Genomic DNA, 12,890 nt, shown 5'->3' on the forward strand with positions numbered 1-12,890 from the left:
TGACGCTATGCAGTCCCCATGAAACGATGTTCTTCAGAAGAACGAAAGTTCTAATGAAGAACAAATTATGACACGCCACCTATGAGCGAACATCATGATCTCTAAGCTTGTTGCAAGCGCGGCGGCCGCCCTGGCGGACGTACCCGACGGCGCCACCGTCATGATCGGCGGCTTCGGCACTGCCGGCCAGCCCATGGAATTGATCGACGCCCTGCTCGAACAGGGCGCGAAAGACCTGGTCATCATCAACAACAACGCCGGCAACGGCACCACGGGCCTTGCCGCCTTGCTGGGCGCGAACCGCGTGCGCAAGATCATCTGCTCGTTCCCCCGCCAGGTGGACTCGCAGATCTTTGACGGCCTGTACCGCAGCGGCAAGATCGAACTGGAACTGGTGCCCCAAGGCAACCTGGCCGAGCGCATCCGCGCCGCCGGCGCCGGCATCGGCGCGTTCTTCTCGCCCACCGGCTACGGCACCCCGCTGGCCGACGGCAAGGAAGTCCGCGAAATCAACGGCCGCCACTACGTGCTGGAATACCCCCTGCACGCCGACTACGCGCTGATCAAGGCCGAACGCGGCGACCGCTGGGGCAACCTGGTCTACCGCAAGACCGCCCGCAACTTCGGCCCCATCATGGCCAGCGCCGCGCGCGTGGCCGTGGCGCAGGTGCGTGAAGTGGTCGAGCTGGGCACGCTGGACCCCGAAACCGTCGTCACCCCCGGCATCTTCGTGCAGCGCGTCGTGCAGATCGACGCCAAGGAGCAGCAATGAGCACCAAACTGACCCGCGACCAGATCGCCGCCCGCGTCGCGCAGGACATCCCTGAAGGCGCCTACGTCAACCTGGGCATCGGCCTGCCCACGCTCGTCGCCAACCACTTGCCGGCCGACCGCGAAGTCATCCTGCATACCGAAAACGGCATGCTGGGCATGGGCCCCGCCCCCGCCAAGGGCGAGGAAGACTACGACCTGATCAACGCCGGCAAGCAGCCCGTCACCGAACTGCCCGGCTGCTCATTCTTCCATCACGCTGATTCGTTCGCCATGATGCGCGGCGGCCACCTGGACATCTGCGTGCTGGGCGCCTTCCAGGTGTCGCAGCACGGCGACCTGGCCAACTGGCACACGGGTGCGCCGGATGCCATCCCCGCCGTGGGCGGCGCGATGGACCTGGCCATCGGCGCCAAGGACGTCTTCGTGATGATGGAACTGCAGACCCGCGAAGGCCAGAGCAAGCTGGTCGAAGCCTGCACCTACCCGCTGACCGGCGTGCGCTGCGTGTCGCGCGTGTACACGGACGTGGCGGTGTTCGACATCCGCGCAGACGGCGTGACCGTCATCGACATGTTCGGCGACGTCACCGCCGACGAGCTGCTGGCCCTGACCGGCCTGCCGCTGAAGTTTTCCGCCTGATTTTTTTGCCGATACGCCGCCCGTGGCTGATGCCGGGGCGGCCTCTCTGGAGAGTCCATCATGTTGTTCATGGTTCAAATGCAAGTCAATCTGCCCGTCGACATGCCGGCCGAACGCGCCGACAAGCTCAAGGCCGACGAAAAGGCCCTGGCGCAGCAACTGCAGCGCGACGGCAAGTGGAAGGAGTTGTGGCGCGTGGTCGGCCGCTATGCCAACGTCAGCATCTTCGACGTGGAAAGCAACGACGAACTGCACACGCTGCTGGCCTCCCTGCCGCTGTTCCCGTACATGGACATCAACGTCACGGCGCTGGCGCGCCACCCGTCGGCCATCTGAAACGACAGGAGTTCCCATGCCCTACATCATCGAAACGTTCGATAAGCCCAACCACCAGGAAGTGCGCCAACAGCATCGCGCGGCGCACCTGGAATACCTGGACGCCAACAAGCAGTTGCTGCTGGCGTGCGGCGCCAAGCTGCAGGACGACGGCAAGGATGCCGGCGGCGGCCTGTACATCGTTGACCTGGACACGCGCGAAGCCGCGCAGCAGTTCATCGACGCCGACCCGTTTTCGCAAGCCAAGCTCTTCGACCGCGTGACCATCACGCGCTGGCGCAAAGCCTACGTCGACGGCACCTGCTACCTGTAATCCCGAAGCGGCCGCCCTTTGCGCGGCCGCGGCTTCATCCGAGGTAATCCCACATGGCTTACGCCGAACTCAGCCAGGCACGGCTGTTCTACGTCATCGATGGCCCGGCCGACGCGCCGGTGCTGGTGCTCTCCAATTCGCTGGGCACCTGCTCCGACATGTGGGCCCGCCAGATCTCCGAACTGACCAAGCACTTCCGCGTGCTGCGCTACGACACCCGTGGCCACGGCAAGTCCTCGATCCCCGACGGTGAATACACCTTCGAACAACTGGCAGGCGACGTCGCCGAACTGCTGGCGCACCTGGGCATCAAACGCGCCCACTTCTGCGGTCTGTCGATGGGCGGCCCCACCGGCATCGCGCTGGCGCTGGCGCACCCGCAGCTCGTCTCCAAGCTGATCCTGTGCAACACCGCAGCGCGCATCGGCTCGGCCGAAGGCTGGAGCACGCGCATCGGCGCAGTCGCCGAGCAGACCCTGGAAAAAATGGCCCCCACGCTCGTCGAGCGCTGGCTGACCGACGACTACCGCGCCGCCGAACCGGGCCTGACGCAAGTGCTGATCGACATGCTGCGCCGCACGCCGGACGCCGGCTATTCGGCCAACTGCGCCGCCCTGCGCGACGCCGACTACCGCCCGCAGGTCTCAGCCATCGCCGCGCCCACGCTCGTCATCAGCAGCACGCACGACCTGGCCGCCACGCCCGCCCAAGGCAAAGAGCTGGCCGCCGCCATCACGGGCGCCCGCTATGTCGAACTGAACACCTCCCACATCTCGAACTGGGAGCAACCGGAAGCCTTCACCCGCGCGGTCGTCGACTTCCTGACGGAGTAACCGCATGCAGCGCTGGAAACACCGGCCCGAAGGCTCCAACTGGGGCGACTTCGGACCCGACGACCAACTTGGCCGCCTGAACTTCATCACCGAAGAACAGGTCTTGAAGGGCGCGCGCGAAATCCGCGCCGGCAAGACGTTCTGCCTGTCGCTGCCGCTGGACCTGCCCGGCGGCAACGTGCTCAACCCGCGCCGCCACCCGCCGCAACTCAGCCCCACCCGGCTGGCGGACACGCCCTACCTGAACTTCCCGCTGAAGAACGTCAACCCGGATGCGGTGGACGTGCTGAGCGACGACCAGGTGCTGCTGTCCATGCAGTACTCCACCCAGTGGGACGCGCTGGCGCACGTGGGTGCGCTGTTTGACGCCGACGGCGATGGCAAGCCCGAACTGCGCTACTACAACGGCTTCCAGGCCGGCGTGGACGTCGTCGGCCCGGCCGATGGCGACCACACGGGTTGCGGCTGCAACAGCGGCGGCCCGTCGGCCGCGCTGAAGCTGGGCGTGGAGAACCTGGCGCAGAAAGGCATGCAAGGACGCGGCGTGCTGGTGGACCTGTTCCGCCACTACGGGCCCGGCCGCACGCTGATCGGCCACGCCGAACTGATGCACGTGCTGGAGACGGACGGCATCACGGTCGAGCGCGGCGACATGCTGGTGCTGCGCACCGGCTACGCCGAGGCCGTCGTCGCCATGAACGGCACGCCGGACCCCGAGGTGCTGCACACCTACGGCGCCGCGCTGGACGGCACCGATGCCGCGCTCCTGCAATGGATTACGGATAGCGGCATCGCCGCCATCTGCGCCGACAACTATGCGGTCGAGGCCTACCCCGCCCGCGAGAAAACCGGCCCGCGCGCCATGCTGCCGCTGCACCACCATTGCCTCTTCAAGCTGGGCCTGCCGCTGGCAGAGCTGTGGTATCTGAAAGACCTGGCCGACTTCCTGCATGCGAACGGACGCCATCACTTCATGCTGACCGCCCCGCCGCTGCGCCTGCCGCACGCGATCGGTTCCCCAGTCACGCCGATCGCTACCGTCTAGGATGCGCAAAGCCCCCGAAAGGGGGCTTTTTTGTGAAGCCGTCGAAAAGGGAGGGGGGCTGGGAAACCGTCGAAAAGGGACGGGGGCTAGGAAACCGTCGATCCGTAGGATGGGTGGAGCGCGAGGGACCTTACGCAAGGACTCGATGATGCAGCGCGCGTAACCCATCAGGCAGCGGTCGCGTTGTGGCCGTAACTGCCAAGAAATCACCGCCGCTTGATGGGTTGCGCGCGCTGCATATTGGCGTTTTTGCCCAGCTTTTCTCGCGCTTCACCCATCCTACGATCCCATCAAGACTGGTCAGCCCTTCAGGCACGTGCTCATGAAGGTCTTGCGCTTGTCGCCCGTCAGCTTCTGTTCGCCGGCCGTGGCATTGCAGTCCTTCATCTTCTGCTGCTGCGGCGTCAGTTGCTTGGCGGGCGCGGGGGCCTCGCCTTTCAGGCAGCTGCTCATGTAGGTCTTGCGATCGTCGCCCGTCTTGCCGGTTGCCGACTTGTTGCAGTCGGCCATGCGCTGCTGTTGCGGCGTGGGCGTCTTGGCGGACGCGGGAGCGGCGGGGGTCTGCGCATACGCGCCGAAAAAACATGCGGACAACACGAGGGCCGAGGCCAACTGGCTAGTACGGGAAAGCATGAGTTTCTCCCTTGAACGTTATGCGCCCGGTTGGCGCAAGGACGCGCTTGACGCTGGGCGGCACGATCTGCCGGCCACTTGCCGGCCCGGTCATCATCGAACAAAGCGACAGGCTTCGCAAGCGCGGAAAGGTTAAGAAAAGCCAGGAAACCGCGCCCGATTCGTTCAGCTTTTCGACAGCAGAAACTCCCAAGCTAGAGACATTCCGATGCATTTGTGCCATCCCCCATCGAATCTGGGAACATGCCGCGCAACCTGTTACCCATTCATCCTTTTGACCCGTTGTGCCCGGCTGCGGAAAGGTGTGAGATACAGCTGTCCGCGCGATACGCGGGCGGCGAAGACGGCGGCGCGGACAAGCAGGCGCCCCGGCGCCAGCGTCCCAGGAGACCATCCATGAAACTCGCCGTTGCCTCTCTCGTCTTGCTTGCCGGCCTGTCCGGCGCCGCCGGCGCGCAAAGCCTGGCCTACGGCGTCACCCTGGGCAACGTGCAGGCGGTGCGCGACATCAACATGAACGTATCCACCATCACGGGGTCGCTGGCCAATCAATCGGGCCGGCCCATCTCCAGCGCGGTCCTGACCTTTGTGCTGTATGACGCGCAAGGGCGCGAAGTGGGCCGGGTAAACGACGACGTCATCGGCCCGATGGCGCCGGGACAGATCCGGCTGGTGAAGGCGATCACGCCGCTGCAGTTCACCCGTGTCACCGTGCTGGACATCCGAGCCCAATAGGGTGTTAGCCCCCACGCTTCGCGCGCTATGCGCGCTCTCTGCCCCCCGAGGGGGCTCCCCCGCCTTGGGGCGGCCCGGCGGCGGGGGTGTTAGCCCCCACGCTTCGCGCGCTATGCGCGCTCTGTGCCCCCCAAGGGGGCTCCCCCGCCTTGGGGCGGCCCGGCGACGGGGGGGTTAGCCCCCACGCTTCGCGCGCTACGCGCGCGCTCTGTCTTCACGGGGAAAAAAACCCTTCTGCAGTCAGGGTTTAGACAGGGGGTTGTAGGGTCAAATATGGGAAAATTCCGCTTGTCGACTCGATAACAGGGGCTTCCACACGAAGCCCCTTATTGCGTCTGTCGGCGTGCCAGCAGGCCTGGCCTTGTTACTAGGAAGTGAAGATCATGTTCCCAAAAAGACTCACCGAAGGCTATCAATCGTTCCTGGAGGGCCGTTTCCATTCGGAAAGCAGCCGCTATCAGAAACTGGCCGAACTGGGCCAAAGCCCGGAAATCCTGCTTATCGGCTGCTGCGATTCCCGCGTGTCCCCCGAAGTGATCTTCGATGCCGGCCCGGGCGAGATGTTCGTGGTGCGCAACGTCGCCAACCTGGTGCCGCCCTGTGAGCCCGACTCTGAATCGTCCTATCACGGCACCAGCGCCGCGATCGAATTCGCGGTCAACGGGTTGAACGTCAAGCACATCGTCGTGCTGGGCCACGCGTCCTGCGGGGGCATCCGCTCGTTCTTCGACGACGCCAAGCCCCTGTCCAAGGGCGACTTCATCGGCAAGTGGATGTCGCAGATCGAGCCCGTGGCCGAACGCCTGGGCCCCGGCTCCGGCGACCGCCAAGCCAAGCTCAAGCGCCTGGAACTGGCCGTAGTCGAACACAGCCTGAACAACCTGATGACGTTCCCGTCCATCCGCCGCCGCGTGGAAAAGGGCGACCTGGAACTGCACGGCACCTACTTCGGCGTGGCCACGGGCGTGCTGTTCCTGCGCGACCCGGAAACCGGCGAATTCGAGCCTTGCCTGGAAACCGGCATCAACGGCTAACCGCCGCCGCGGCCGGCGCTGCGCTTACACCCGGTAAGCCTGCGCCAGCCGCTCGTAGTTGTTCTTCAGGATGATCCCCGCGTAGTAGACGTGTTCGCGCATCAGGTCTTCGGCGCGCGCGCCGTCACGCGCGATGATCGCGTTGACGATCCGGTGGTGATCATCGTGCGAGCGCAGGATGATGCCGTGGTCTTCCCACAGGATGATGCGGTCCGACGCATAGGGGATGGCCTGCGCCTGCGTAGCGAAGCGCTTGACCCACGGGTTGCCCGCCGCCTCGAGGATGCCGTTGTGCAAGGTGATGTTCACCTTCTGGTAGGGCAAATGGTCCTCGGCCAGCAGCACCCCTTTCGCCAGGATCCGGTCGCCCTCGTCCAGGCAGTTCTTCAATACCGCCACCGCGTCGTTGCTTAGCCCGCGCAAGGCCGCCTGCCGACAGGCCAGCCCTTCCAGCGCGGCGCGCACTTCGTATGCCGCCACGATCTCGCCGATGTCATAGGCGCGCACGGTGTAGCCGCGCTTGGGCAGATGCTCCAGCAGACCTTCATTGCCCAGCGTCGCCAGCGCGGCGCGCACCGGCGTGCGCGACACCCCCAGTTTCTCGGCCAGCGGGATTTCTTCCAGACGGGCGCCGGGGCTGAATTGGCCGTGCAGCACCCAGTCCCGCAGCGTATCGGTAACGTGTTGAGATAGCGTGTCCATGACCGCATTGTATACATGAAGGATACATGCGGCGACTTTCTCACCAGCGTCCTACGCGCTTTCCCTAGTGTCTAGGCCCTACATCAAACGATGCTCAGGGTAAGCACCTATACCTGCGCCCACTCCATGTATACATAATCGCAAAAAATTGAAATCAGCGGCCTTGCCTCCCCAGGCAGACGGCACGCCAATCAGGAGACAGCATGTCCAATGTATCCACGCCCCCCGCGCTTGGCGCGGCCTCCCGTCTTGCGCTCGTGACCGGCGGCGGCGGGGGCATCGGCGCCACGATCTGCCAGGAGCTGGCGCGCGCGGGATTCCGTGTCGTGGTGTCGGACGTGGACGCCGTGCGCGCCCGCCGCGTGGCCGATGAACTGGGTGCGCCGCACGCCGCCCACGCTTTCGACGTCAGCGATGAAGCCGCGGTCGAAGGCGCATTCGACGCCATTGAAGCGCAGCACGGCCCGATCGCCGTGCTGGTCAGCGCCGCCGGGCTGCTGCTGTTCCAACCCGACGGCGAGCGCCCGCTCATCAAGGACACCACGCTGGACATCTGGGAGCGCAGCTTTGCCGTCAACGCGCGCGGCGTCTTCCTGTGCGGCCGCGCCTACCTGCGCCGGCGTGAAGCCGCGCCGCTGGCGCATGGCCGCATCGTCACCTTCACGTCGGTGGCCGCGCAGTTGGGCGGCTACCGTTCCAGCGCCTCGTACATCGCCGCCAAATCCGCCGTGCTGGGCCTGACCAAAGCGATGGCGCGCGAATCCGCGCACCTGGGCGTCACCGTCAACGGCATCGCGCCCGGCCTGATCGACACCGACATGCTGCGCAGCACGGTCACCAGCAGCGGCGCGCTGGCCGCCGCCGCGCAGGCGATCCCGCTGGGCCGCATCGGCACCGTGGAAGACGTGGCTGCCGCCGTGCGCTTCCTGGCATCCGAAGAGGCCGGCTACATCACCGGCAGCGTGATCGACGTGAACGGCGGCTACCGCATGCAGTAAGGGGTGCCGGCAGCCTGCCGGCCTATGCAGCAAAGCGCCGCACACACAGGCGCGCTTTCCAAAAAGACGGGAGACAAATCATGAATCAACGTAGTCGCTTCGCGGCCGCCGCGGCGCTGTGCGCGTGGGCCTTATCGACCAGCGCGCAAGCGCAGCAAGAGCCGGGCATCACGGACAAGACCATCAAGATCGGCCTGTTCGCGCCGCTGTCCGGCAGCGGCATGGCCTATGGCTTTGACGTGTTGAACGCCGCCAAGATGTGGTACGCCAAGGTCAACAAGGAAGGCGGCGTGCACGGCCGCCAGATCGAACTCGTCATCGAAGACGACCGCTGCAACGCCAATGACCTGGTCGCCGCGGTGAAAAAGCTCAATGAGCAGGACAAGGTGTTCCTCTTGAACGGCGGTTCGTGTTCGGCGGCGGTCGTGGCGTCGCGCGAATACGTCGAACGCGAGAAGGTGCCGCTCGTCATGCTGAACGCCTCGGGCGACGGCGCGCTGTACCCGCCGTCCAAGTACATCTACGGCGCCTTCTCGATCTCGCAACACGCCGTGGGCGGTTCCATGGTGCAGTTCGCGTCCGAACACCTGAAAGCCAGGAAGATCGGCTACATCAACCACGACGACGCCTACGGCGGCTGGAACCTCGAGGCAGCGCAAGCCCAGGCCAAGCAGTTGGGCGACCTGGGCCTGCAAGTGCAGTCGGTGAATCCCAACATCACCGACGTCACCGCGCCCATGCTGAAGATCCGCGCAGGCAACCCCGACGTGCTGCTGCTGACCACCTACGCCCGCCCCGCCGCCCTCATCATCAAGAAGGCGCAGGAACTGGGCTGGAACAAGCCCATCGTGCTGGCCGTGAACGGCACCGCCGACCTGAAGCAGTTGGTGGAGAACGTAGGCAACAAGGACGCCTTCAAGAACGTCTACATCCAGGACGTGCTGTCCGACTTGCCCGGCGGCCCCAAGCTGACCTGGGTGTACGACATGTACAAGCAGTCCTACCCCGACCTGGCCGCCAAGCCCGGCCATCCGCAGACGTACATGCCCTACGGCCTGCCGCCCGCGATGGCGGTGGTGAACGCGCTGAAGGCCGCCGGCCCGCAACCCACGCGCGAAAAGGTCTTGCAGGCGCTCGAAACGATGAAGTTCGATTCGGGCGTCATGGCCGGCCCCATCGAGTTTGGTCCGAACGACCGCGCCGCGCAGGAATCCGCCATCTACATCAAGTTCGACGGCACCGGCATGACGCTCATCCCCGGCGCCTTCAAGAGCGTCTGGCAATACCAGAAGTAGGCCTGCGGCCTGTCACAGACCGAGCCCGCGCCGTGGCGCAGCACCGCGCGGGCCGCCGGAGAACATCATGAGCTTTGCCGATTTCTGGTTGTTCCTGCAGCAGGGGGTGCTGTCGGGACTGGTGACGGGCAGCGTGTACGCGCTGCTGGCCGTCGCCGTCGTCATCATCTTCAAGACAACAGACGTACCCAATTTCGCCCAGGGCGAGATCTTCATGGTGGGCGGCTACATCGCCCTGTTCCTGACGCTGGTGATGGGCTGGCCCTACCTGGTTGTCATCCCCGTCACGCTGGCCGCAGTAGCCCTCGTGTCGGGCCTGTTCCAGCGTGTCGTGATGGAACGCGTCATCGCCTCCAAAGGCGTGGGCGTGCAGATGGTCATCGCCACGCTGGGGCTAGCCTATGCGCTGAAGGGCCTGGTGCGGCAAACGGGCCTGGGCGATACGCCGCGCTCGCTCCCGCCGCTGGCCCCGACCGACGCCATCATCATCGGCGACGCGGTGCTGACGCAACTGGACATCGTGATCTTCGCGGTGGCGGTGGGCGTCATGCTGCTGCTGTTCGCGATGTTCACGTACACCCGCGTCGGCCGCGCCATGCGTGCCGTCGGCATGAACCCCAAGGCCGCGCGGCTGACGGGCGTGAACCTGACCCGCATCCGCATGATGGTGTGGGCGCTGTCCGGCCTGATCTCGGCCGTGGCCGCGCTGCTGATCACCCCCAAGATCCTCATCACGCCGGACATCGGCCACATCGCCATCCTGGCCTACGCCGCCGCCATCGTGGGCGGCATCACCAGCCTGCCCGGCGCGGTGGTGGGCGGTTTCGTGATCGGCGTGGCCGAGAACCTGGTGGGGCTGTTCATTTCGACCAATGCCATCGTGGTTGCCCCGTTCGTGGCCATCATGGTCGTGCTGCTGCTGCGTCCGCAAGGCCTCTTGGGCGGCAAACTGCAGGTGAAGAAAGTATGAGCAACAAGATCGATCGCACCTTGCTGGCGCTGATGGCCGTGACGCTGGCGGCCCTGCCCTTCCTGGCCAGCGGCTATGTCATCTATGTCGTCAACCTGCTGATGGTCTTCGTCGTGCTGGCGCTAGGCCTGCATCTGGTCATCGGCGAAACCGGGCAGTTCGCGCTGTCGCATGCCGCGTTCTATGGCGTGGGCATCTACACCGCGGGTCTCATCAACAACCTGTGGCATCCGCCGTTCTTCATCTCGATCATCGCGGGCGGGTTGCTGGCGGCCGCGCTCGGCTACCTGATCGGCGCGCTGGCGCTGCGCATGCGCGACATCTATCTGGCGTTGTCGACCTTCGCGTTCGGCGAGGCCATGCAGTGGGTGTTTCTAAACTGGCAGTCGGTCACCAACGGGTCGAACGGCTTCCGGATATCGCCGGCCACGCTGTTCGGCTACGAACTGGTTTCCGACCTGAAGGCCTATCCCTTTGTCGTGCTGATCGCCGCACTCTTGCTGTGGGCCACCATCGCATTGTCACGCTCGCAACTGGGATCGGCGTTTCGCGCGGTACGGGAAAGCGACGTGGCGGCCCAGGCGATGGGCGTGAACGTCAACGCCATCAAGCGCACCGCCTTCACGCTATCGGCCGCCTATGCAGGGATCGCCGGGGGCATGTACACCACATTCGCGTCGTTCATCCACCCGGAAAGCCTGGGTTTCCAGACCACCATCCTGATCCTCACGATGGTGGTGGTGGGCGGCATCGGCTCGGTACGCGGCGCCATCGCGGGCGCGCTGGCATTCGGATTGATCTCTGAACTGCTGCGCCAGGCGCTGTCGTTCCAGGAAATCATCTACGGCGTCATCCTGATGGGCTTCATGATGTTCGCCCCCAAGGGCCTGTTCGCCGGCCGCGACGCGCGCCGCCGTGCGCCGCCTCCGGCCGCCCCGCTACCCGCGGCCTCGCGTTCCGACGCAGGCGCCGCCAAAGCCACGCAAAGGAGCGCGGCATGAGCCACCCACCCTATCTGGACGTCCAGGGCCTGACCGTGAAGTTCGGCGGCCTGACCGCCATCAACGGTCTGTCCATGCAAGTGGAGCGCGGCCGCATCCACGCGCTGATCGGCCCCAACGGCGCCGGCAAATCCACCACCTTCAATTGCATCTCGCGCTACTACCGCCCCAGCAGCGGCAGCATCCAATTCAATGGCACGGACATCACGAAGAAGAAGCCGCATGAAATGGCGGCGCTGGGTGTGGCCCGCACATTTCAGAACCTGGAGCTGTTCGGCGCGTTGAGCGTGCGTGAGAACGCGCTGCTGGGTACCTATGCGCACGGCGCGGACCGCGCCGGAAAGCTGCTGCGCCCGGCGGCGGCCGAAGCGCGCGAGCGCGTCGAGCATCTGCTGGAACGCGTCGGTCTGGCCGATTTCCTGGACACACCGGCGTGCAGCCTGGACTTCGGCCGCCAGAAGATGCTGGAGCTGGCGCGCGCGCTGGCGATTTCGCCCAAGCTGCTGCTGCTGGACGAGCCGGCGGCAGGCCTGCGCAACCGCGAGATCGAAACGCTGGACCGCCTGCTGACCGAGCTGTGCGAACGCGATGGCATCACCGTGCTGCTGGTGGAGCACGTCATGCAGCTGGTGATGTCGATTTCGGACCGCATCACCGTCATGTCCTTCGGCGAGAAGATCGCCGAAGGCACGCCCGCGGAAGTGCGCAGCAACGCCCGCGTGATCGAAGCCTATCTGGGCAAAGGAGCCGCAGGTGGCTGACATTCTTCTTGAAGTCGATGCGGTCTCGGCCGCCTACGGCAATATCCGCGCATTGCAGGACGTATCGCTGAAAGTGCCGCAAGGCGCCATCGTCGCGCTGCTGGGCGCCAACGGCGCGGGCAAGTCCACCACGCTCAACGTGGTCTCGCGCCTGGTCGCACCCACGGCGGGCAGCGTGCGTTTCGCAGGCGAGGCCATACACCGGCTGCCGGCGGACGCCGTGGTGGGCCGCGGCATCGTGCAAGTGCCGGAGGGCCGCGAAATCTTCCGCGACATGAGCGTGCGCGAAAACCTGGAAATGGGCGCCTACCTGCGCCGCGACCGTGCGGCGGTGAAGCAGGACCTGGACATGGTGTGCGACACCTTCCCGCGCCTGCGCGAGCGTTTCGAACAAAAGGCCGCCACGCTGTCGGGCGGCGAACAGCAGATGCTGGCGACGGGCCGCGCAATGATGGCGCGGCCACGCATGATCCTGCTGGACGAGCCGTCGATGGGGCTGTCGCCGCTGGTGGTCGAACAGATCTTCGACATCGTGCTGCGGCTGAACCGCGAACAGGGCATCACCATCCTGCTGGTGGAACAGAACGTGAAACTGGCGCTATCGGTCTCCAGCTACGCCTACATCCTTGAGAACGGCGAAATTGCGCTGGAGGGCGAATCCGCCATGCTTGCCAGCGACGAAGGCGTGCAGCGCGCCTATCTGGGCGCATGACGCGCCGCGAAGGACAGACCATGACATCCATCAAAGACAAGCGGGTCCTCGTCACCGGCGCCGGGCGCGGCCTGGGCGCCACCATCGCGCACGGCTTCGCCGGCCAAGG

At 65.5% G+C, this 12,890-nt stretch carries 16 protein-coding genes; 14 read left to right on the top strand and 2 right to left on the bottom strand.

Annotated features, from left to right (window positions below):
- Positions 1–94: 94 nt before the first annotated feature.
- Genes AC27VE_RS27490 through AC27VE_RS27515 form a run of 6 tightly spaced genes read left to right on the top strand, consistent with a single transcriptional unit; the run spans position 95 to position 3,940 of the window.
- On the top strand, positions 95–772 hold the full coding sequence (locus tag AC27VE_RS27490; protein WP_006227167.1) for a 3-oxoacid CoA-transferase subunit A: 678 nt from the start codon (positions 95–97) through the stop codon (positions 770–772).
- Positions 769–1,413: a 3-oxoacid CoA-transferase subunit B gene (locus AC27VE_RS27495; RefSeq protein ID WP_006227166.1), complete on the top strand. Its 645-nt coding sequence runs from the start codon at positions 769–771 to the stop codon at positions 1,411–1,413. The genes AC27VE_RS27490 and AC27VE_RS27495 overlap by 4 nt, the downstream gene beginning before the upstream one ends.
- A gap of 60 nt (positions 1,414–1,473) precedes the next feature.
- A complete protein-coding gene (gene catC / locus AC27VE_RS27500) occupies positions 1,474–1,749 on the top strand; it encodes a muconolactone Delta-isomerase (protein WP_006227165.1) in 276 nt (91 codons plus the stop codon).
- 16 nt (positions 1,750–1,765) lie between these two features.
- On the top strand, positions 1,766–2,062 hold the full coding sequence (locus AC27VE_RS27505; protein ID WP_006227164.1) for a YciI family protein: 297 nt from the start codon (positions 1,766–1,768) through the stop codon (positions 2,060–2,062).
- Between the two features lie 53 nt (positions 2,063–2,115).
- The gene (gene pcaD / locus AC27VE_RS27510; protein ID WP_488705517.1) at positions 2,116–2,895 is read left to right on the top strand and encodes a 3-oxoadipate enol-lactonase; all 780 of its coding nucleotides are present in this window, start codon (positions 2,116–2,118) and stop codon (positions 2,893–2,895) included.
- A gap of 4 nt (positions 2,896–2,899) precedes the next feature.
- Positions 2,900–3,940, top strand: a complete 1,041-nt coding sequence (locus tag AC27VE_RS27515) for a cyclase family protein (RefSeq protein WP_488705518.1) — start codon at positions 2,900–2,902, stop codon at positions 3,938–3,940.
- A 300-nt stretch (positions 3,941–4,240) separates the two neighbouring features.
- Here the strand turns inward: AC27VE_RS27515 and AC27VE_RS27520 are convergent, their stop codons facing one another.
- Positions 4,241–4,573: a PsiF family protein gene (locus AC27VE_RS27520; protein ID WP_488705519.1), complete on the bottom strand. Its 333-nt coding sequence runs from the start codon at positions 4,571–4,573 to the stop codon at positions 4,241–4,243.
- A gap of 396 nt (positions 4,574–4,969) precedes the next feature.
- On the opposite strand from AC27VE_RS27520, the gene AC27VE_RS27525 reads away from it, so the two are divergent.
- Positions 4,970–5,308 (top strand): FxLYD domain-containing protein, encoded by a 339-nt coding sequence (locus AC27VE_RS27525; RefSeq protein WP_006227160.1) that lies wholly within the window; start codon positions 4,970–4,972, stop codon positions 5,306–5,308.
- Positions 5,309–5,691: 383 nt separating this feature from the next.
- Positions 5,692–6,342, top strand: coding sequence for a carbonic anhydrase (locus AC27VE_RS27530; RefSeq protein WP_006227159.1), 651 nt, complete (start codon positions 5,692–5,694; stop codon positions 6,340–6,342).
- Positions 6,343–6,366: 24 nt separating this feature from the next.
- On the opposite strand, the gene AC27VE_RS27535 is transcribed toward AC27VE_RS27530, so the two are convergent.
- Positions 6,367–7,044, bottom strand: a complete 678-nt coding sequence (locus tag AC27VE_RS27535; RefSeq protein WP_006227158.1) for a GntR family transcriptional regulator — start codon at positions 7,042–7,044, stop codon at positions 6,367–6,369.
- A 203-nt stretch (positions 7,045–7,247) separates the two neighbouring features.
- Here AC27VE_RS27535 and AC27VE_RS27540 point away from each other — a divergent pair, with 203 nt between their 5' ends.
- The 6 genes from AC27VE_RS27540 (at position 7,248) to AC27VE_RS27565 (ending at position 12,781) form a co-directional block, all read left to right on the top strand.
- Complete coding sequence (locus AC27VE_RS27540; protein WP_427960745.1) at positions 7,248–8,042, top strand: SDR family NAD(P)-dependent oxidoreductase; 795 nt, start codon at positions 7,248–7,250, stop codon at positions 8,040–8,042.
- A gap of 80 nt (positions 8,043–8,122) precedes the next feature.
- Positions 8,123–9,337: an ABC transporter substrate-binding protein gene (locus AC27VE_RS27545; protein WP_488705520.1), complete on the top strand. Its 1,215-nt coding sequence runs from the start codon at positions 8,123–8,125 to the stop codon at positions 9,335–9,337.
- A gap of 67 nt (positions 9,338–9,404) precedes the next feature.
- Positions 9,405–10,307: a branched-chain amino acid ABC transporter permease gene (locus AC27VE_RS27550; protein WP_006227155.1), complete on the top strand. Its 903-nt coding sequence runs from the start codon at positions 9,405–9,407 to the stop codon at positions 10,305–10,307.
- A complete protein-coding gene (locus AC27VE_RS27555; protein WP_006227154.1) occupies positions 10,304–11,308 on the top strand; it encodes a branched-chain amino acid ABC transporter permease in 1,005 nt (334 codons plus the stop codon). Before AC27VE_RS27550 ends, AC27VE_RS27555 begins: the two co-directional genes overlap by 4 nt.
- Positions 11,305–12,069, top strand: coding sequence for an ABC transporter ATP-binding protein (locus AC27VE_RS27560; RefSeq protein WP_488705521.1), 765 nt, complete (start codon positions 11,305–11,307; stop codon positions 12,067–12,069). The genes AC27VE_RS27555 and AC27VE_RS27560 overlap by 4 nt, the downstream gene beginning before the upstream one ends.
- Positions 12,062–12,781 carry an ABC transporter ATP-binding protein gene (locus AC27VE_RS27565; RefSeq protein ID WP_088591091.1) on the top strand — a complete coding sequence of 240 codons (720 nt, stop codon included), beginning with the start codon at positions 12,062–12,064 and terminating at the stop codon, positions 12,779–12,781. Before AC27VE_RS27560 ends, AC27VE_RS27565 begins: the two co-directional genes overlap by 8 nt.
- Positions 12,782–12,890 lie beyond the last annotated feature (109 nt).

The organism is Achromobacter sp. 18P8.1.1 (assembly GCF_057799415.1).